The following is an 18,157-nucleotide window of genomic DNA, read 5'->3' as shown; positions in this document are numbered from 1 at the left end:
CAGGTTGCAATGACCGAATTGAGGAATTTGAAATGTCCAACATTATCCGCCCGGCCCTGAGCCTGCTGGTGTTGATGAGCCTGATCACCGGCGTGGCCTATCCCCTGGTTGTTACCGGCGTGGCGCAAGTCGCGTTCCCTGACCAGGCCAACGGCAGCCTGGTACACGATGCCAGCGGCAAGGTGCGTGGTTCGAGCCTGATTGCCCAGGATTTCACCGGTGACGGCTGGTTCCACCCACGGCCATCTGCCGGTGCGTTTGCTACGGTTTCCAGCAGCGCCAGCAACCTCGGCCCAAGCAACCCCGCACTGGCCACTCGTGTATTTGACGATGCCAGGAAAATGCTGGTGCCAGACCAGGGACCGGTGCCGATGGCATTGCTGACTACCTCCGGCAGCGGTCTTGATCCACACTTGCCACCGCAGGCAATTGCCTATCAACTGGCCCGGGTAGCCGCCGCACGTAATCTGCCGGTGGCGACCCTGCAGCGCTTGATGGACGAGCACATCGAAAGCCCGCTGGTGGGGCCGCCGGTGGTGAACGTGCTGGCACTGAATATGGCCTTGGAAAAACTGTAAGCCGTGGCGCCGCTTTCGCGAGCAAGCCCGCTCCCACATTCGACTGAGTTTCACCTTTGGAATGCGGTCAAATGTGGGAGCGGGCTTGCTCGCGAAGGCGGACTCAAGAAACCCACATCAACACCTGAAGGAAGACCGCCCGCATGAGCGACTCCGGCCGCGCCGATGCCCTGTTAGCCGATCTACCCCGGGACGGCCGTGGCCGGCTCAAAGTCTTCCTCGGCGCCGCGCCCGGCGTGGGCAAGACCTACGCCATGCTCCAGGCTGCCCACACCCAACTGCGCCAGGGCGTGCGGCTGATCGCCGGCGTGGTGGAAACCCACGGCCGCGCCGAGACCGAAGCCTTGCTCAGCGGCTTGCCACAACAGCCGCTGCTGCGTTCCGAATACCGCGGCGTGATGCTGGAGGAAATGGACCTCGACGGCCTGCTCGCCGCCAAGCCCAAACTGGTGCTGGTGGACGAACTGGCCCACAGCAACGCCCCCGGCAGCCGCCACGAAAAACGCTGGCAAGACATCCAGGAATTGCTCTCGGCGGGCATCAACGTCTTCACCACGGTCAACGTCCAGCACCTGGAAAGCCTTAACGACCAGGTGCGCGGCATTACCGGCGTGCAAGTGCGCGAGACCTTGCCCGACTGGGTCTTGCAGGAAGCCGATGAACTGCTGCTGATCGACCTGCCATCCCGGGAACTGCTGGAGCGCCTGCGGGACGGCAAGGTCTACGTGCCGGAACAGGCCCGTGCTGCCATCGATGCCTTCTTCACCCAGACCAACCTCATGGCCCTGCGCGAGCTGGCGATGCAAACCGCCGCGGCCCATGTCGACGATGACCTGGCCCAGGGTTATCGCCAATTGGGCCAGGCCGCACCGGCTGTGCGTGGCCGCTTGCTGGTGGGCGTGGACGGCGATGCCCAGGCCGAACGCCTGGTGCGTCATGCCAGCCGCGTAGCCCAGCGTCGGCATTTGCCGTGGAGCCTGGTGCATGTGGATAACGGCCGGGTGCGCGATGAACAATCGCGCCTGCGCCTGCAAAACGCCCAGCAACTGGCCGAGCGTCTTGGCGGTGAAGTGGTGTTGCTGCGAGCGGGGGAGGTGGCCAAGACCCTGATCCAGCACGCCGCCGAGCGTCGCGCCAGCTTGATTCTGGTGGGGCAGTCCCGGCCGCGCTGGCGGCGCAATCTGTTTGGTGGCGGCTTGGCGGCACGCCTGCTGCGCAATGCACGGGGCCTGGAAATCAACGTCCTCGACAGCGACGAAGTTCCGGCCCCTCCGCGCCTGCCGGATGTGCGTGGGCTGGTGTGGTTTGACTATGCCCTGGCGGTGGTGGCGACCGTGATCGCGGCCGCAGTCGCATGGGGTGTCGCCAGTGCCTTGCCGTTGCCGAATATCTCGCTGGTGTTCCTCGCCGCCGTATTGCTGGTGGCGGTGCGCAGTAGCCTGGGGCCGGCGCTGGCGTGTGCGGCGCTGTCATTCCTGAGCTACGACTTCCTGTTCATCCCGCCGAATTTCTCCTTCGCGATCCAGCGTGAAGAAGACGTGCTGACGCTGTTGTTCTTCCTGCTGATGGCGGCGCTCACCGGTAATCTCGCTGCACGCCAGCGCCGGCAGTTGCAGGCGCTGCGCGATACCCAGGAAGAAACCACCGAGCTGCTCGACCTGTCCCGCAAACTCACCGCCGCCACCGATCGCCAGGCAGTGATCAGTGCCGCCGCGCATCATCTGGAAGGCTGGAGCGACCTGCAATTGTGCCTGCTCAACCGCGACGGGCAGGGCGACTGGAAGGTCGAGACCGGTGGCCCGATCACCTTTACCGAAGCCGAACGCGCCGCCGCCGACTGGGCCTGGCAGCACGATCAGCCGGCCGGCATGGGCACCGGCACCTTGCCGTTCGGGCGCTGGTGGTGGTGGCCGTTGTCCAGCGAAGAAGGTCCGTTGGGTCTGCTGGGGGTCAGCCCGAAGGCCGGGCTTGAACTGAGCGGCCAGCGCCGTCGCCTGCTCACGGCCTTGAGCCAGCCCTTGGCCCAGGCCCTGGCCCGTGCGCAGCTCGGCCAGGAACTGGAAGCGGCACGCCTGCACGGTGAAACCGAGCAATTGCGCAGCGCCTTGCTGGCTTCGGTGTCTCACGATTTGCGCACACCGCTGACCTCCATGCGTGGCAGCATCGACAGCCTGCTGGCCCTCGGCGAGGCGATTCCCCTGGAAGATCGCCGGGAGCTGCTGGAAGGCACTCGCGATGAGGCTGAGCGCCTGGATCGCTACATCCAGAACCTGCTGGACATGACTCGCCTGGGCCACGGCGCCCTGAAGCTGGCGCGGGACTGGGTGTCACCCGGCGATATCGTCGGCAGCTCCCTGGGCCGCTTGCGTGCGGTATTGGCGCCGCTGCAGGTGATCACCGACGTGCCGCCCGAGCTGCCGCTGCTCTACGTGCATGCCGCGTTGATCGAGCAAGCACTGGTCAACGTACTGGAAAATGCCGCACGCTTCTCGCCGCCACAAGGCCGGCTGAAACTCAGCGCGGGCGTGCAGGATAACCAGTTGTTTTTTGCTGTTGCCGATGAGGGACCGGGGATTCCCGAGGAGGAGCGGGCGAAGATTTTCGATATGTTCTACACCGCCGCCAGGGGGGATCGCGGCGGGCAGGGCACCGGGCTCGGCCTGGCGATCTGCCAGGGCATGGTCGGCGCCCACGGCGGGCATATCAGCGTGGCCGACGGCATTGAGGGCCGTGGCACCTGCATCACTTTATTCCTGCCATTGCAGGCCCAGCCTGGCCTGGAAAGCGAACCTTGAGCTACCCTCTTTTCTTCACGGATTTTGATTGGACACCATGAGCCAGACTGCGACGATTTTGGTCATTGACGACGAACCGCAGATCCGCAAGTTCTTGCGTATCAGCCTGGCCTCCCAGGGCTACAAAGTGATCGAGGCCGGCACCGGCAACGAAGGCCTGGCGCAGGCCGCCTTGAGTAAACCGGACCTGCTGGTGCTTGACCTCGGCCTGCCGGACATGGACGGCCAGCAGGTGCTGCGCGAGTTTCGTGAGTGGTCCACGGTACCGGTACTGGTGTTGTCGGTGCGAGCCAGTGAAGTGCAAAAAGTCGAGGCGCTGGACAACGGCGCCAATGACTATGTGACCAAGCCATTTGGCATCCAGGAGTTTCTTGCACGGGTGCGGGCGTTGTTGCGCCAGGCGCCGGCGGGGGAGGCCCAGGAAGCGGCACTACGTTTTGGCCCGCTGACGGTAGACCTGGCTTATCGGCGGGTGCTGCTGGACGGTGTCGAAGTGGCGCTGACCCGCAAGGAATACGCGGTACTGGCGCAACTGGCGCGGCATCCCGGGCGGGTGATCACCCAGCAGCAACTGCTCAAGGATATCTGGGGCCCGACCCATACCGAAGACAGCCATTACCTGCGGATTGTGGTGGGGCATCTGCGCCAGAAACTGGCGGATGATCCGACCCAGCCACGGTTTATCGTGACTGAGGCCGGTGTTGGGTATCGGCTATTGAACACCGAAGCCTGAAGCGTTAGCTCACCTGTGGCGAGGGAGCTTGCTCCCGCTGGGCTGCGCAGCAGCCCCAGAATCCTGGGAGCGCTTCGCACTCCAGCGGGAGCAAGCTCCCTCGCCACACAAGCCCTGCTTATCAAACCTCAGTGTTGCTCGCTCTCGTAACGATCCAGCGTATCGCTCGCGATCTCCCGCCCCAGCGCGATCAACTCCGGCGCTTTGTAAAACTCGAAAAACCGGCACACGCGCTTCGGCACGTTGATCAGAATATCCGGCGGATACCCGGCGATCTTGTACTGCGCCAATGACGTCTGCATCACCTCGAAGCTCTGGTTGATCAAATCCAGCAGCGATGCAGGCCCCACGTTATCGATGATGAACGAGCCGGTCGCCGACTTTGGCGCCCCGGCCTTTTCCGGTGCCGCCGCCGGTTGTTGCGCCTCGGGTTCGGCAGAGTCCAGCCACGGGTTGATGTCGGCAGCCTGGGCCAGCAGCGCTTCCTGTTCCAGCATCAACAACTGCTCGGCCTGCTTGCGCCGAAACGGCAAGTGCGAACCCAGTGAACGCACCAGGTTGTCGAAGCGGCTCCTGAACGCCGGCGGACGCTGGATCACCGGAAGCTTGTAGTGCTTCTGGTTGGTGGAGTTGAGGTTGACCGCAATGATCAGGTCGCAGTGGCTCGACACCACCGGCACGATCGGCAGAGGGTTCAGCAAGCCGCCGTCCACCAGCATGCGATTGCCCTGCATCACCGGGGTGAACAGGCTGGGAATCGCCGCCGAGGCCCGCATGGCCTGGTGCAGGCAGCCTTCCTGGAACCAGATTTCCTGCTGGTTGGTCAGGTCCGTGGCCACGGCGGTGTAGGGAATGCGCAGGTCTTCGATATTGATCTCGCCGACGATCTTGCGGATCTGCCCGAACACCTTTTCGCCACGAATCGCCCCCAGGCGAAAGCTCACGTCTACCAAGCGCAGCACGTCCAGGTAGTCGAGACTTTCGATCCAGTTTCGGTACTCGTCCAGCTTACCCGCAGCATAGATCCCACCCACCACCGCACCCATGGAACAGCCGGCGATGCAGGCGATGTCATAGCCGCGTTTTTCGATTTCCTCGATCACGCCGATATGGGCGTAGCCCCGGGCGCCGCCGGAGCCCAGCACCAATGCAACACGTTTCTTCATGACCTGATCCTTCGCAAAACAGGTGACCACAATGCACCCATCGAGGGGCGCGCTTCAATCATCACTGTCACAACCGATTATTTTCGCGAGCGGGCCACCACGCTCGGGTATGCTCTGGCAATCGGGACTGCGGATTCAGGCAGTCGGATAAGGCACTTTTCGGTGTAGGCAACGTCTACACCTGTGACTGTTTTTTCTTTTCTTGAGGTGTCATTTGATGAAAGCCTGGATGTGTGTGCCTGTGATCGTGTTGGCCCTGGCCGGTTGTGCCGGGAAAACCGCTTATCGCGACAGCTGCGGCACGCAACTGGACGCTGCGTGGCACGAGCTGGACCTGGCCAAGGCCGAAGGTTTCGCCGGCACCGTGAGTTACTCCAAGGCTCTATCGTTGTTGACTGGCGCCAAGACCCAGCAGCAGTTCGAAGCCTTCGAAGGCTGCTCGACCAAGGCCGAGAAAGCCCGCTTCTATATTCGTGAGTCGCGCGCAGGGCGCTAACCCCGCGTAGCAGTTGTCGAGTGCAACGAGGCGGCGTCGGCGGCCTCAAGCCCGAAGGTTTAATCATTGAGGAGGAAAGGATGTCAGCCTTGGTCGATCAGCTAGTCGCGCAGGTCATCGGCCTGGAAGTTGGGTTACTGAGCTGCCAGGCGCGCCTCGCCGCCGTCACGGACGACGAGGCCCTGCATGATCTGCGCACCACGGTGCGGCGCTTGCGCAGCCTGTTGCGGCCATTGCGCGGGTTGCCCGGTGTCGAGCAACTCGAGGCGGCCGCCAGTGCCGTCGGCCAACTGACCACGCCGTTTCGCGACCGCGAAGTGCTGGCGGGGTACCTCCACCAACACGGCCATCATGAGGCGGCCGAGCGGCGTATCCGGCAGCAGCCGGCCACCTACCGCTCGGTTGCACAAGGGCCTGAGCTGGCGCAACTGCTGTTGATCCTCGAAGCATTCCCCCGCTTTATCCGCGCCTCCCAACGGCAGAAATTGCTCAATGGCCTGCGCACGCGCATTGAAAAACGCCTGGCCAAGCAATGGAAGAAGCTCGACGAAGCGCTGCACGACCCCAACCACGACCGTCATCGCCTGCGCCTGTTGATCAAGCGCGTGCGTTATGCGGCCGAGGCTTATCCCGAGCTGAACAAGCTACCGCCCAAAGCCATATCGCGTCTCAAGGCGGCCCAGGGCGCCCTGGGTGATTGGCACGATTGCTGGCAATGGCTGGCGCAAGCCGGGCACGAGCCCGATTTGCAGGCGTGCGTGCCTGGTTGGCACCGCACCATGGCCGAGGCGGAAGGGCAGGCGGATCGGGTTTTGGATAAGTTGAACGCCGACTGCTTCGCTTGACCCTGCGACCTATCTGTCCGGGATTTTGGCCGGAATAGGCGCTGCGTGGTGTAGGCCGGCTGGTTAAGATCCCTCAACTCCTTTTTCAAGTTGAGACCGCCATGCGCTTTAGTGATTTGCTCGACGCTGTCCGCAGCCACCCGTTGGACGTTTCGATCCCGGCCGAATGGGCCCAGGGCCGCGCCAGCTTTGGCGGGCTGGTTGCGGCGTTGGAGTACGAGGCCTTGCGGGCGAAAGTCCCGGCGGATCGCCCGTTGCGCTCACTGGCGATCACCTTTGTGGGCCCGGTGGCGCCGGACGTGCCGGCCCGCTACGAAGTCGAAGTGCTGCGCGAAGGCAAGGCCGTCAGCCAAGTGCTGGGACGTGTGGTGCAGAACGGTGAAACGATGACCCTGGTGCAGGCCAGTTTTGGCGCATCACGGCCTTCGCAGATTGACGTCGCCGCCGAACCGGCGCCCACCTTCAAGCATTGGGATGAATGCCAGGAGTTGCCCTACATCAAAGGCGTGACGCCGGAGTTCATGCGCCACCTGGCGATGCGCTGGAGCGTCGGTGGCCTGCCGTTCACCGGCAATACATCCCGGGAGATGGGCGGCTGGGTGCGCTTGCGTGGCGATGTAAAAGAAGAGCCGCTGACCGAAGCGCACATCCTCGCGCTGGTGGATGCGTGGCCACCGTCGGTGTTGCCGCACCTGAAACAACCGGCGGCCGGCAGCACCCTGACCTGGACCATCGAGTTTGTCCAACCGCTGCAAAACCTGAGCACCCTGGACTGGTGCCAATACCTGGTCCACATCGAGCACGCCCGCGATGGCTATGGCCATGCGGCTGCGCAGTTGTGGAGCCCCGACGGCCAGTTGATCGCTATCAGCCGCCAGTCGGTGGTGGTGTTCGCCTGAGTCCTCAGACCAGCAAGTGTTGATCGCTGGAGGCGTCGCTGCCGCGTGCCTCCAGGCGACGACCGTGATGCTGCAATGCAAGGGCTGCCAGAATGCCGACGATACCGATGGCGGCACTCGCCAGGTTCTCGCTGAACACGCCCGATGCCATCAACAGAAAACCGATGACCAGGAGTGGCAGCGCAATCAGCTGCAACACTTGATTGGTCCCGTGCTGGTGATTTTGCGGGTGGGTGCGCCATTGCCAGGCGGGGATATTCGGATGACGTTTGCCCATGATCGTGATTCCTCTGTCCGTTGAAACATCTTGAGCAGAGTTTAGGTCGGGCAGGGTGGGGCCGCGAATCAAGGATGGCTATGGGGGCCATAGCCACCCCTTTAGGGTTTAGAGCCGCAACTGGCCGATGGCTTTGCTCAGTTCCCCGGCCAGGGTCGCCAGCTCATTGCTGGTGGTCGCCGAGTCTACTGTCTGCTGCACGGTGTTTTCGGTGACGTCCCGAATGCTCACCACCGCTCGGTTCATTTCCTCGGCCACATGGCTTTGCTGCTCGGCAGCCACGGCAATCTGCGTGTTGCTCTCGCGCATCTGCGCCACCGCGCCGGTGATCTCGGCGAGGGCAATCCCGGCTTCTTGAGCCTGTTGCACACAGTCGTCGGCCTTGAACGAGCTTTCCTGCATAAAGTCCACGGCGTCCCGGGTGCCGGCTTGCAGGGCGGACACCATGCGGGTGATTTCATCGGTGGAGCTTTGCACCCGCTTGGCCAGGTTGCGCACTTCGTCGGCGACCACGGCAAAACCCCGGCCCATTTCGCCGGCGCGGGCGGCTTCGATGGCGGCGTTGAGGGCCAGCAGGTTGGTCTGTTCGGCGATGCTGTGAATCACCCCGACCACGCCATTGATTTTCTGGCTGTCCTCGGCCAGCTTCTGGATCATTTCGGCGGTCTGCTGCACGCCGGTGGACAGCCCGGCAATCGAGCGCTGTACCCGGCTGACCACTTCCTGGCCGCTGCCGGCGAGAGTGTCAGCCGTCTGGGACAGGTCGCGGGTGGCGCCGGCGTGCTGGGCGATGTGGTAGACGGTGGCGGTCATCTCGTTGATCGCCGTGGCGGCCTGGTCGGTTTCGCTTTGCTGGCCGAGCATGCCGTGCTGCACCTCGTTCATGCTGCTGGCCAGGCGTGCGGCGCCGTCGTCCAGTTGCCTGGCGGTGCGCGCAACCGTGTTGACCACCCGTTGATAACCCGCCTGCATCGCGTTGAAGGCGCTGGCCATCTGCCCGACTTCATCCTTGCAGGCCAGGGGGACGCGGGCCGAGAGGTCGCCGGTTTTCTCGACGTGCAGCATCACGTCTTTCAAGGTGTTGAGCTGGCTGAGGAGAAAGCGGATCAGCAGCTGTGAGGCGCCGAGCATGGCCAGCATCAGAATCATCACCGCTACGGCGTAGTTGGCGAAGCGTTCTTCGAACACTTGGCTCAAGCTGGGCCCGTAGGCCAGCACGGCGACCTGTTGACCGTCGGCACGGCTGATTACTTCGGCGCCCATCAGCGGGTTTTCGCCGAGCAGTGGCATGTGATTGAAATCCACCCAGCCACTGGCGTTGGCCAGGGCTGACAGATCTTCGTCGCCCAGTTGTGGGACTTTGCCCCTGGCAAACGTCAGCCAGTGCTCGCCCTTGGGCAGTGGCTGGCCGGCGGGCCAGGCACCGAGCAAGCGCCCCTGGGCTTGCGCCGACGCCTGTGAGGCCTGGCTGCGGGCCTGTTGTTCGAGCTGCACGGCGTACAACACCAGCAGCAGGGTGGTGATGAAGGCGACCGCGTTCACGGCCCAGAATTTGTACTTCAGCGAGATGTTGCTAAGCCAGGCACCCATGGAAGGTTTTCTCTGATAGCGGAAACAGCATTGGCAAGGTGCCATTATTTTGCCGCTATCGGGATGCCGGGTTTTGATATGGGTCAATGCGCCGCGTCAATCCGGCACAGGCAATCCAAAAAAGGCGCGGGCACAGGCGGTGCTGTGTTGCGCCAGGTCTTCCACGGTTTCTTCGCGGTGCAACGCGACCTCCCGTAGGACTTCCGGTAAATAGGCGGGTTCGTTGCGACCGTTTTTCGGCTTGGGCCGCAGGGTGCGAGGCAGCAGGTAGGGCGCGTCGCTTTCCAGCATCAGACGGCCCCGGGGAATTTCCCTGACCAGTGGATGCAGGTGCGTCCCACGGCGCTCGTCGCAGATCCAGCCGGTGATACCGATATGCAGGTCCAGGTCGAGGTAGCTGAACAGCGCCCGCTGCTCGCCGGTGAAGCAGTGCACCACGGCGGCCGACAGGTGATCGCGGTAGTCCCGCAGGATTTCCAGCAGGCGCTGGTTGGCGTCACGTTCGTGGAGGAATACCGGGAGCTTCAACTCCACGGCCAGGGCCAGGTGTTCTTCGAGGACTTTTTCCTGCTGGGGGCGCGGTGAGAAATCCCGGTTGAAATCCAGCCCGCATTCACCCACCGCACGCACGCGACTTTCCTTGAGCAGGCCGCGCAGGCGCCTGGCGCTTTCGGCGTTCCAGTCACTGGCAGAGTGGGGGTGAATGCCGGCGGTGGCGAACAGGCGTTGGCCACTTTCGTCCAGTTGCTGGCACAGCTCCAGGGCCTGTTCGCTGCCGTCGACACTGGTACCGGTGAGCACCAATTGGCTCACCCCGGCGGCGTAGGCACGGTCGAGAACGGCCTGGTGCTTTTCGTCGAAACTTGGGTTGGTCAGGTTGACGCCGATATCAATGAGTTGCATGGTGCTACCTCCGCCTGCGGTCGGAAAGCATATCAGAGCTGTAGATTTATAAGAAAAGCCAAGAACTACAACGAGTTAAAGCTGTCTTTGAAAGTCGCAAGTAACACCGTGTTTGGTTTGTCGCCATCTGCCGTGCCACCCTTGCGCCCAAAGCCTGCGCTCATGGCGCTCTGTTTCTGTCCCCCAACGCCTCGTTTTTCGCGAAGCAATGGGCAGTATTCTTTCTTCCGGAGAGCGGATGATCCGACCCTCGGCGTTGCTTGTGTTGTGCCTGACGTTACTGCTGCCCATGGCGGCGGTTGCGCGTCTGGACGGGCCGCTGGAAGTGACCCGGCCCGGCAAGGTCCGCGACCTTGCGGAAATCCGCAGCAGCCGCACCTTGCGGGTATTGGTCAACCAGAGCCGCAACAGTTCCGGCGAAGTCCAGGGCCAGGCCATCGGTGTTGAATACCATCGCCTGCGCGCTTTCGAGCAATACCTCAACGGTCACGCCCGTGACGGCGAGGAAATCAACCTCAAGATTATTCCCAAGGCCAAGGATCAGTTGATTGGCGCATTGGCCCGTGGCGAGGGCGACCTGGTGGCACCCGGCGAATTGCTGGATGTGAAGGCCGCCCACAAGATTGCCACCAGCGACCCGATCGCCAGCGACGTGCCGTTATGGCTGGTGGGGCTGAAGGGCGAGCGGCGGTTTACCCGGCTGGAGCAACTGTCCGGGCGCACGCTGGCCTTGACCACGGGCAGTGCCGCGTCGGATGCGATCAGCCAGGTCAACCAGAAGCTGGCGCTGCACAAATTGCCGCCGGTGAAGGTGGAGTGGGTGGATCCGAGCCTCGCGGTAGAGGACGTGCTGGAGATGGTCCAGGCCGGGATTTTCCACCTGACCATTGTCGAGCGGCCGATTGCCGAACGCTGGGCGAAGATCCTGCCCAAGCTGCGTTTCGACCGGCAAGTGACCATCAGCGAGCCGGGCGAAGAGTATTGGTTTGTGCGCCAGGATGCCTCGATGCTGCGGGCCAGTATTGATCGCTTCCTCAAGACCTACCGCACGCCGTCCGATCAGGATGTGGCGTTCCAGCGCATCTACCGCCGCCTCTACCAGGTACGTTATCCACTGGCTCGCGTCGACCGCCAGCGCCTGGAAAAACTGCGCCCGGTGCTGCAAAAGCATGCCCGCGAGCAGGGCATGGACTGGCTGAACCTGGCCGCGCTGGCCTTCAAGGAGTCTGCCCTGGACCCTGGCGCTCGCAGCAGCGGCGGCCCCACCGGGCTGATGCAGATCACGCCATCGGCGGCGCAGCGGGTCGGGGTGAACAACATCGAAAGCCTGGACAACAATGTGCAGGCGGGCGCGCGGTACCTGGCGATGATCCGGCGCAAGTTCTTCTCAAGCCCCAAGCTCAATGAGCGCGAGCGCATGGCTTTTGTGCTGGCGGCCTACAACATGGGGCCCGAGCGGGTCCAGGGAATGCGTGCCGAGGCGCGGCGGCGGGGGCTTAACCCAAACCAATGGTTTTTCCAGGTCGAGCGCATTGCCATGGAGCAGGTGGGAATGAGCGGCGTCAGCTATGTTAATAGCGTGAACAAGTATTACCTGGCGTTTGATCGTGAGCGGGAGTCGTTGGAGCCGGCAGCGCCACGGGTTGCCTCACGTAAATAATCTATTAATTCGATAATTATGAGCCGCTTTATCGGCTTTTATCATTGTTTAAACTGATTAATATAGCGGCCAACCCAACCCCTACCTTGAAAAGGATTATCAGCATGAGCCCATTGATCACCCGCATCCTCTCCACCCGCGCCGGCTACGGCCTGACTGTCCTGCGGATTTTTGTCGGGATCATCTTCGCCGCCCACGGTTCGCAAAAGCTCTTTGGCTGGTTTGGCGGCGGCGGCCTGGCGGGCACTGCCCAGTGGATGGAAAGTATCGGCCTGGCCCCGGGTACCCTGATGGCGGTGTTGTCCGGTGGTACCGAGTTCTTCGCCGGGCTGGCGCTGATCATTGGCTTGCTGGCGCGGCCAGCGGCACTCGGCCTGTCGATCATTTCCCTGGTGGCGATTTTCTCGGTGCATATCCATAACGGTTTGTTCATGGCCAACAACGGCTACGAGTTCGCCCTGGCGCTGCTGGGCGGTACGCTGGCCGTGTTGTTGGAAGGTGCGGGCAAATTGTCCGCAGACCGCGCCATCACTCACTGATACCGCGAACCCCCCTTAAAAGGCCCGCCCAGTGCGGGCCTTTTCGTTGCTCGGGATTCTTGACACCGCCCTACAGGCTTCTCTAGGATGTTGCCCATGCGCCGATTTAAACAGCTAATTGCGGGGCGCCACGGGTGACTGATCACAGTCCCGACAGAAGCCAGAGCCATGGGCCAGCTTCGAAATTCCGCTAAAGCGCTGGTTCGGTGTTGCCTCTCACCTGCCCGCAGACTTTTGAGGCAGAGACACGACACAATGAATGCACTACGCCCCCTCATACGCCTGGCCCCGATCACCGCGGACCTGACCCAACGCAATCCTAAAATCCTCTTGGGCGGCAAGCATCAGCCGACGTTGCTGCGCTATCTGGATGGCTGGCCGCGCCGCACGGGGCGGCCTTCGGCCTTTCTGATCCAGTTTGTCGAAGACGGCGACTCCCTTGCGCGCTTTGCGTCCAACAGCTTCGACTTGGCCGTCATTCAGGCGCCCAGTGCCAGCGACGCGGACGAAGTGATACGCCAACTGACCCGCATTGCCCGGCAAGGGCTGATCGCCCGGCGTTGAGCCCTCAGTAGAACGCTGCTGAAGGCAGGTGCCGACGACGGCGACGCAACAGGAAAATACCCCCCGCAATCAGGCACAGTATCAGCGGTACAGGCACGATATTGAGCAGCTTCACTTTGCGTTCCAGGGCGTGAACCTCGGCGTATGACTGGACCTTCAGCGCGTGAATTTCCATGGGGATTCGCAACCGCTCCTTGTTGAGCGCTTGCAGCAGTGTGTTGGAGGTTGCAGCCTGAGGGCCCGGGGAAATTGTCGGGGGGTTGAGCAGTTGCCATTCCTTTTCCGTTTGTTCCAGGCGTTGCGCCAGTTCGGCGGACTTCTCACCGTAGGCCAGTGCCGCGTCTTCGCGCATTGCCTGCAGCACCTGCAGTGATCGAGCACCGCCTGCACGGGGGCGAATGTTCATCAGTGCATCGGGCGCCGCCAGGTTGTCCAGGGTGTTCAATACAAACATCGCGTTATCTGACAACGGGCTACCCGCCGCGCGATGCTTCTGGAGCATTCCAGACACACGATCGCTGAGCAGGTCAGTGTCGGCGACCACGACCACATGGATGTTCGCAGCCTTTTGCAAGCCGGTGTTACGCCCACTGATGCCGTCAGGAAAGGCGGAATAGGCGGGCCCTTCGACGCGGGCGGCGATCACCTGTTGTTGAGCGCGAGTGGCTGTTTCATTGATCAGTGAATTGAGCTGCGCTGGCAGGGCGAAGCGCTCTGCCTCAAACAGCGCGGCGTGCGCGGAGCTTTGCAGCAACGGGGTGAAGGTCATGCGGCTTCTCTTGGCAGGGGCCAGGGCGCCGCTGCTCAAGACGTTGACGTTGTGAAGTTTCCAGGCGCTGATGTCATCCTGTGCCATCGCCTGGCGGGGCAAGGTCAGTGCCGCGGGATGGCGCACAGGCGGCTGGCCTGTGGTCAGGATCACCGAAGTGGCATAGTCGCGATCGGCAATCACCTTGTTCGCGGGCATCTGGATGCCCCAGGCGGACAGCAGTGCTTCCAGCTTGGGGTTTTCCGGGGCCGTGACGCTGGTGTCCAGCCCGACAAGCGGGTCGATAAACATCATCAACTTGCCTGCGCCCAATACAAACTGGTCTATTGCGTAGAGGGTTTGGTCAGGCAGGTTGCCGGGATGAATCACCATCAGGGTTTTGACGTGTTCAGGAATTTGCGCGATACCCGGCTCCAGGCTCACCACGTTGAACTGGCGACGGATCTCCTGCAACACCTGCCAGGGAGGCGTATTAACGCCGGTGCGTTCATCTCGCTCACCGTTTATTGGCAGCCGGGAGATCACGCCCACAATGGGTTGCTCGGGGTGGATCACCTTATGAATCAAATGGCTGATTTCATACTCCAGCAGTGACTCCCGGTCCGGGCTGAATGACGGGATGCTATGGGGCGCATGGCCCGCGCTGGTACCCACCAGGCCGAAGAATCCGTGTTGTTCGTCAAGTCCCAGTAACCTGGCTTTGTATTCATCTTCAGAAAAAGGGGTGGGGTCGATGAGGTGCAGGTTGATTTTGCCCTTTGCCGCTTTTTCATATTCCTTGAGCAACAGCTCTACCCGTTTAGCGTAGCTTTCAACGGCGTTGGCTTTGTGTGCACGGTTGCTTGAATTGAAGAAGTACAGATCCACCGGTCTTTCCAGTGAACCGAGCATAGTCTGTACAGGATCGGAAAGTGTATGGATGTTCTGTTCCGAAAAATCCAGCCGTGGATTTGGAAGTTTCAGTGCCCAGACCAGGTTAAAAGCGAGAAACAGTAACAGGAGCGTGATAATTGTGAGGCTGGCACTTAGTCGCGTTTTCATCGTGATGTGTCCTTCTCAACCGTTTCTTACATTCAGGACAATGACCGTCGCGCCAAGAAAGGCGATGATCATACTGATGAAGTACAAACTGTCTTGAAGAGCCAGTACCCCTTGGTCAACGGCGTCAAAACGCGCAGACGGGCTCAGGGAAAGAAGGCGGTCAATCAGCCATACCGGAACTTGATGTTCAATCGCATCAAGAATGGATGACAGGCCACTGGCGGTCAGCAGCAAGCACAGGGTTACGGTGAATATAATCGCGCGATGGTGTGTCAGTGCGCAGATAAAACAGCCCACGGATAGATAACATCCGGCCAATACCCAACTTCCCAGGTATTGTGACGCAATGACTGTATTGTCCGGATTGCCAAAATAGTTGACGGTGATAACTATCGGGAAGGTCAACAGCAGGGCCACGCCAGAAACAATCCAGGCCGCCAGAAACTTTCCGACCACTATCTCGAAACGTGTGACGGGCAGGGTTTTCAGGAACTCCATGGAACCGGTGGTGGGCTCGTCGGCCCAAAGCCGAGTGCATAGAACAGGTGTCAACAGTAAGTAGAGCCAGGGGTGCAACTGGAAGAAGCCCTGCAAGTCGGCACTGCCGACTTCCAGTAACCGGGTTGAGTGGAAGCCAAATACAGCAGCGGCGGTCAGGAAAACCGCAGTGCTCAGGTAAGTGACGGGAGCCGAAAAATAACTGACCAGTTGACGCTTGAATATGACCGGGAGAAGTTTCAAATCGATGCCTCCTGGCTCATATGGTGCACAACGTCATCCAGGCGCCCGGCTTCCAGGTTCAGGGCATTGAGCTTCCAGCGGCGCTGGGTGACCAGTGCATTGATGTGGGGGTAGATGATTTGCCCCGGCAGGGCGAGTACGGTCACTGTGCCGGGAGTCTCGCGGTCTTCCTCGATGCCGGCGACCCCGGGCAATACCGCCAGGGCCAACAGGTCCAGCGGTGTGTCGGCTGCAAGGGTGACCGCCTGGTGATGACGGGAGCTGCGCTGCAGTTCGGGCACCGAAGCGTCTGCCACCAATCGGCCGTCGGCTATCACCAGTGCGCGGTTACAAATACCGGTCAGTTCTTCCGGCGCACGGGACGCGACAATGATCGTCATCTCGTCGCTGAGCGACTTGATGAGCATTCTGACTTTGTGTTTCTGGTCGGCACTCAGACCTTCTGTTGGCTCGTCGAGCAACAGCAGGCCGGGGTCATGCAGGATTGCCTGGGCGATGGCTACCTTGCGTTTCAACCCGTCCGTGAGGGTTTCCACCGGGCTTTTGAGTATCCGCCACAACTCAAGCCGTGCAACTGCCCGGTCAATCATCTTGCGTTTTTCCGCGCCGCGGAATCCGCGTATTTCGGCAATGAAACCGAGAAAGGCCTTTACACTCATTGCACCATGGCTCAAGAGTCGCTCTGGCTGGTAGCCGGTGACTTTCTTTGCCTGGAATGCGTTCAGGGCGATATCGTTACCGAATATTTTTATATGACCTGAAGAGGGTGTAGTCGAGCCTGAGATCATTTTGATAATAGTTGTTTTTCCCGCACCATCATTTCCAAACAGCCCGAGGCATTCCTGGGGTTGGGCGTTGAATGAGAAGTCATGAATAATGTTTTTTCCGCCCATGGTTTTTGTCAGGCTCGTTATCTCGATCATTATGCTTTTCTACTGAATGGATATGGCAAGGCTGGATTAACCTGGGTGAACAGCAGGTTGTGAATGTTCGAAATTCAATGCTTGAAATCTTTTTATGTTGAAGCTTTTCCGGTGTCGCACTGTTAAAAAATGGTACGTTCAATAAACGCTCTTGGAAATGCTGAGGGGGCTGAATAAGATAAGTCCTACATGCCAGACTATGACTCGCTGAAACAATTGTTTTGCTTTTGATGATTTAATTACAGTCGTTGTTTATTTGGTGTTTATTTAAAGTTTATGCCAATTTGAAATGGAGCCTGATGTCATGCTGCTTCTACGTACCCTTGTTCTTGAACAGTCCGGGCATGATGCGCCGGTCAATGGTGCACTGCTTTGTGGTTTTGCGGTGGCGCAGATCTCTTCAAACTTTCTTGCCTACAGTCTGGATGAAGAAACAGAGCCCGGTAGTTCACGGGTGTACATCGCAGCGTTGCGCAAAAAGTCCGAACGTTACTTTCTGGGGGCGATAGACTCCAAGGAAGACCTGCAAATAGCGACCCATGTCTTCAAGCAAATCCTGACGCTCGCGGCTGCTCCCGGGGCAAAATCTGCAAGCAGCGGCGAAACTCAGATTCCCTTTCATTTTGTTGATTTGAAAGGCTGCAAATTGCCCCCGGCCAGGCCTGAAGATCATCACTCGTTGACGATCAAGAAATCCCTGGTGATGAAGGTGATTACCCTGGGAACGTCGGCGCCCGGTTTGCCCGCCATTGAAAGCAACACGTTGATCGTGCCGTCGATTCGTTTCTCCTCAAGAATGGTGTCTGCTCCCAGGTCCCCCGATCCTTCAGAGCCTGCGCGGTCATTGCCCGAGCCGGTGACGCAGGCGCCCGAGGCTGAGCTCGAGATATCCGAGCCGCTCGTTGAGGCGCCACTACAGGCACCGATCGAGGCGCCTGCTGTCGCTGCGCCACTGCCGGCGCCCATAGTCCAACAACCTGAACCGGTCCCCCAGGCGCCGCCGCCCATGCCTGCCCGGAATGAGTCATCCTCGTTGTTTGAAGTGGACGATACGCTGGCCAATCTTTCCCGATTGTCACAGGAACTGACGCAGCAAAAGCTCAGCGTGCTCAAGCAGGAAGAAGCGCTTGATCAGTTGCGTCTCGAACTGCGCCAGGAAAAGGCTGACCTTGAGCAGGAGAGTCAGCGGAGTGCCGACAGGATTGCCGAAAAGGAAACGTCCCTGGAACAGTTGGCCCGCACGCTGGCCCTCCGGGAAGAGCATCTGGCTGGCAGCTCGGCGCTGAACCAGACAGAGCAGCGTCGAATGGACGAGCGTGCGCGCTACCTGGAGAGCCAGGAAGCCCAGTTGCATGACCGTGACCTTGCGGTGCGCCTCAAGGAGCAACAGCTGACGGCTGCGCTGTTCCAGTTGCCTGTCCTGCGGGACAACCTGAGGGTTACGCTTCAATCCCTGGATGAGTCACTTGCATGGCTTGGCGAGAACGGGCGCGGCCAGCCTGAATGCGGCCCGACCCAGACGGAGGCTGACTGATACGCGTCGTTGCCGGAATCCGCCGGTGGGTCTGGCTACTTTCCCGAGTTCATTTATCATCGACCCCCACAGCCGACATCGGGCGTTAAATGCGTTGTGCCTGA

16 protein-coding genes and 1 pseudogene are annotated in these 18,157 nt (G+C 60.8%); 10 read left to right on the top strand and 7 right to left on the bottom strand.

Annotated elements, in window-relative coordinates; all coding sequences use genetic code 11:
• Nucleotides 1–32 precede the first annotated feature (32 nt).
• From kdpC to ACIOMR_RS20475, 3 genes are all read left to right on the top strand, one after another.
• Complete coding sequence (gene kdpC / locus ACIOMR_RS20485) at nt 33–578, top strand: potassium-transporting ATPase subunit KdpC (protein ID WP_087693688.1); 546 nt, start codon at nt 33–35, stop codon at nt 576–578.
• Nucleotides 579–721: 143 nt separating this feature from the next.
• Nucleotides 722–3,373 (top strand): sensor histidine kinase KdpD, encoded by a 2,652-nt coding sequence (locus ACIOMR_RS20480; protein WP_177054109.1) that lies wholly within the window; start codon nt 722–724, stop codon nt 3,371–3,373.
• 37 nt (nt 3,374–3,410) lie between these two features.
• Entirely contained in the window at nt 3,411–4,106 is a 696-nt protein-coding gene (locus tag ACIOMR_RS20475) for a response regulator (protein ID WP_003218747.1), read from the top strand.
• 128 nt (nt 4,107–4,234) lie between these two features.
• Here ACIOMR_RS20475 and ACIOMR_RS20470 read toward each other — a convergent pair whose 3' ends face one another.
• Complete coding sequence (locus tag ACIOMR_RS20470) at nt 4,235–5,272, bottom strand: patatin-like phospholipase family protein (RefSeq protein ID WP_008437733.1); 1,038 nt, start codon at nt 5,270–5,272, stop codon at nt 4,235–4,237.
• 217 nt (nt 5,273–5,489) lie between these two features.
• On the opposite strand from ACIOMR_RS20470, the gene ACIOMR_RS20465 reads away from it, so the two are divergent.
• The 3 genes from ACIOMR_RS20465 to ACIOMR_RS20455 all read left to right on the top strand — a co-directional run bounded on the left by ACIOMR_RS20465 (nt 5,490) and on the right by ACIOMR_RS20455 (nt 7,512).
• A complete protein-coding gene (locus tag ACIOMR_RS20465; protein WP_003218744.1) occupies nt 5,490–5,768 on the top strand; it encodes a hypothetical protein in 279 nt (92 codons plus the stop codon).
• 80 nt (nt 5,769–5,848) lie between these two features.
• Nucleotides 5,849–6,613, top strand: a complete 765-nt coding sequence (locus ACIOMR_RS20460; protein WP_401196074.1) for a CHAD domain-containing protein — start codon at nt 5,849–5,851, stop codon at nt 6,611–6,613.
• A gap of 101 nt (nt 6,614–6,714) precedes the next feature.
• Nucleotides 6,715–7,512, top strand: a complete 798-nt coding sequence (locus ACIOMR_RS20455) for an acyl-CoA thioesterase II (RefSeq protein ID WP_177022857.1) — start codon at nt 6,715–6,717, stop codon at nt 7,510–7,512.
• A gap of 19 nt (nt 7,513–7,531) precedes the next feature.
• On the opposite strand, the pseudogene ACIOMR_RS20450 reads toward ACIOMR_RS20455, so the two are convergent.
• The 3 genes and pseudogenes from ACIOMR_RS20450 to ACIOMR_RS20440 form a co-directional block, all read right to left on the bottom strand.
• Nucleotides 7,532–7,789: pseudogene (locus ACIOMR_RS20450) on the bottom strand (terminase); the annotation flags it as partial.
• A gap of 108 nt (nt 7,790–7,897) precedes the next feature.
• Entirely contained in the window at nt 7,898–9,379 is a 1,482-nt protein-coding gene (locus ACIOMR_RS20445) for a methyl-accepting chemotaxis protein (protein ID WP_102605081.1), read from the bottom strand.
• 96 nt (nt 9,380–9,475) lie between these two features.
• Complete coding sequence (locus tag ACIOMR_RS20440; protein ID WP_003218739.1) at nt 9,476–10,282, bottom strand: TatD family hydrolase; 807 nt, start codon at nt 10,280–10,282, stop codon at nt 9,476–9,478.
• Between the two features lie 238 nt (nt 10,283–10,520).
• Here ACIOMR_RS20440 and ACIOMR_RS20435 point away from each other — a divergent pair, with 238 nt between their 5' ends.
• From ACIOMR_RS20435 to ACIOMR_RS20425, 3 genes are all read left to right on the top strand, one after another.
• A complete protein-coding gene (locus ACIOMR_RS20435) occupies nt 10,521–11,942 on the top strand; it encodes a transglycosylase SLT domain-containing protein (protein ID WP_102368437.1) in 1,422 nt (473 codons plus the stop codon).
• A 104-nt stretch (nt 11,943–12,046) separates the two neighbouring features.
• Complete coding sequence (locus ACIOMR_RS20430) at nt 12,047–12,481, top strand: DoxX family protein (RefSeq protein ID WP_003218737.1); 435 nt, start codon at nt 12,047–12,049, stop codon at nt 12,479–12,481.
• 255 nt (nt 12,482–12,736) lie between these two features.
• Nucleotides 12,737–13,045 carry a hypothetical protein gene (locus tag ACIOMR_RS20425; protein ID WP_010211889.1) on the top strand — a complete coding sequence of 103 codons (309 nt, stop codon included), beginning with the start codon at nt 12,737–12,739 and terminating at the stop codon, nt 13,043–13,045.
• A 4-nt stretch (nt 13,046–13,049) separates the two neighbouring features.
• On the opposite strand, the gene ACIOMR_RS20420 is transcribed toward ACIOMR_RS20425, so the two are convergent.
• From ACIOMR_RS20420 to ACIOMR_RS20410, 3 genes are read right to left on the bottom strand one after another with little or no spacing between them, the layout of a single operon-like run.
• Entirely contained in the window at nt 13,050–14,855 is a 1,806-nt protein-coding gene (locus ACIOMR_RS20420; protein WP_401196068.1) for a Gldg family protein, read from the bottom strand.
• Nucleotides 14,856–14,870: 15 nt separating this feature from the next.
• Complete coding sequence (locus ACIOMR_RS20415) at nt 14,871–15,596, bottom strand: ABC transporter permease (RefSeq protein WP_401196065.1); 726 nt, start codon at nt 15,594–15,596, stop codon at nt 14,871–14,873.
• Nucleotides 15,593–16,519 carry an ABC transporter ATP-binding protein gene (locus tag ACIOMR_RS20410; RefSeq protein ID WP_177022853.1) on the bottom strand — a complete coding sequence of 309 codons (927 nt, stop codon included), beginning with the start codon at nt 16,517–16,519 and terminating at the stop codon, nt 15,593–15,595. Before ACIOMR_RS20410 ends, ACIOMR_RS20415 begins: the two co-directional genes overlap by 4 nt.
• A gap of 304 nt (nt 16,520–16,823) precedes the next feature.
• On the opposite strand from ACIOMR_RS20410, the gene ACIOMR_RS20405 reads away from it, so the two are divergent.
• Nucleotides 16,824–18,053, top strand: a complete 1,230-nt coding sequence (locus ACIOMR_RS20405) for a hypothetical protein (protein WP_219406748.1) — start codon at nt 16,824–16,826, stop codon at nt 18,051–18,053.
• Nucleotides 18,054–18,157 lie beyond the last annotated feature (104 nt).

The organism is Pseudomonas sp. NPDC087814 (assembly GCF_044742865.1).
Lineage (GTDB): Bacteria > Pseudomonadota > Gammaproteobacteria > Pseudomonadales > Pseudomonadaceae > Aquipseudomonas.
Note: the sequence above shows the minus strand (reverse complement) of the source record. Positions and strands in the feature narration are given on the sequence as shown.

Coding starts and splice junctions, on each gene's coding strand:
- kdpC (WP_087693688.1), top strand. CDS start 33: ATGTCCAACATTATCCGCCCGGCCCTGAGCCTGCTGGTGTTGATGAGC.
- ACIOMR_RS20480 (WP_177054109.1), top strand. CDS start 722: ATGAGCGACTCCGGCCGCGCCGATGCCCTGTTAGCCGATCTACCCCGG.
- ACIOMR_RS20475 (WP_003218747.1), top strand. CDS start 3,411: ATGAGCCAGACTGCGACGATTTTGGTCATTGACGACGAACCGCAGATC.
- ACIOMR_RS20470 (WP_008437733.1), bottom strand. CDS start 5,272: ATGAAGAAACGTGTTGCATTGGTGCTGGGCTCCGGCGGCGCCCGGGGC.
- ACIOMR_RS20465 (WP_003218744.1), top strand. CDS start 5,490: ATGAAAGCCTGGATGTGTGTGCCTGTGATCGTGTTGGCCCTGGCCGGT.
- ACIOMR_RS20460 (WP_401196074.1), top strand. CDS start 5,849: ATGTCAGCCTTGGTCGATCAGCTAGTCGCGCAGGTCATCGGCCTGGAA.
- ACIOMR_RS20455 (WP_177022857.1), top strand. CDS start 6,715: ATGCGCTTTAGTGATTTGCTCGACGCTGTCCGCAGCCACCCGTTGGAC.
- ACIOMR_RS20445 (WP_102605081.1), bottom strand. CDS start 9,379: ATGGGTGCCTGGCTTAGCAACATCTCGCTGAAGTACAAATTCTGGGCC.
- ACIOMR_RS20440 (WP_003218739.1), bottom strand. CDS start 10,282: ATGCAACTCATTGATATCGGCGTCAACCTGACCAACCCAAGTTTCGAC.
- ACIOMR_RS20435 (WP_102368437.1), top strand. CDS start 10,521: ATGATCCGACCCTCGGCGTTGCTTGTGTTGTGCCTGACGTTACTGCTG.
- ACIOMR_RS20430 (WP_003218737.1), top strand. CDS start 12,047: ATGAGCCCATTGATCACCCGCATCCTCTCCACCCGCGCCGGCTACGGC.
- ACIOMR_RS20425 (WP_010211889.1), top strand. CDS start 12,737: ATGAATGCACTACGCCCCCTCATACGCCTGGCCCCGATCACCGCGGAC.
- ACIOMR_RS20420 (WP_401196068.1), bottom strand. CDS start 14,855: ATGAAAACGCGACTAAGTGCCAGCCTCACAATTATCACGCTCCTGTTA.
- ACIOMR_RS20410 (WP_177022853.1), bottom strand. CDS start 16,519: ATGATCGAGATAACGAGCCTGACAAAAACCATGGGCGGAAAAAACATT.
- ACIOMR_RS20405 (WP_219406748.1), top strand. CDS start 16,824: ATGCTGCTTCTACGTACCCTTGTTCTTGAACAGTCCGGGCATGATGCG.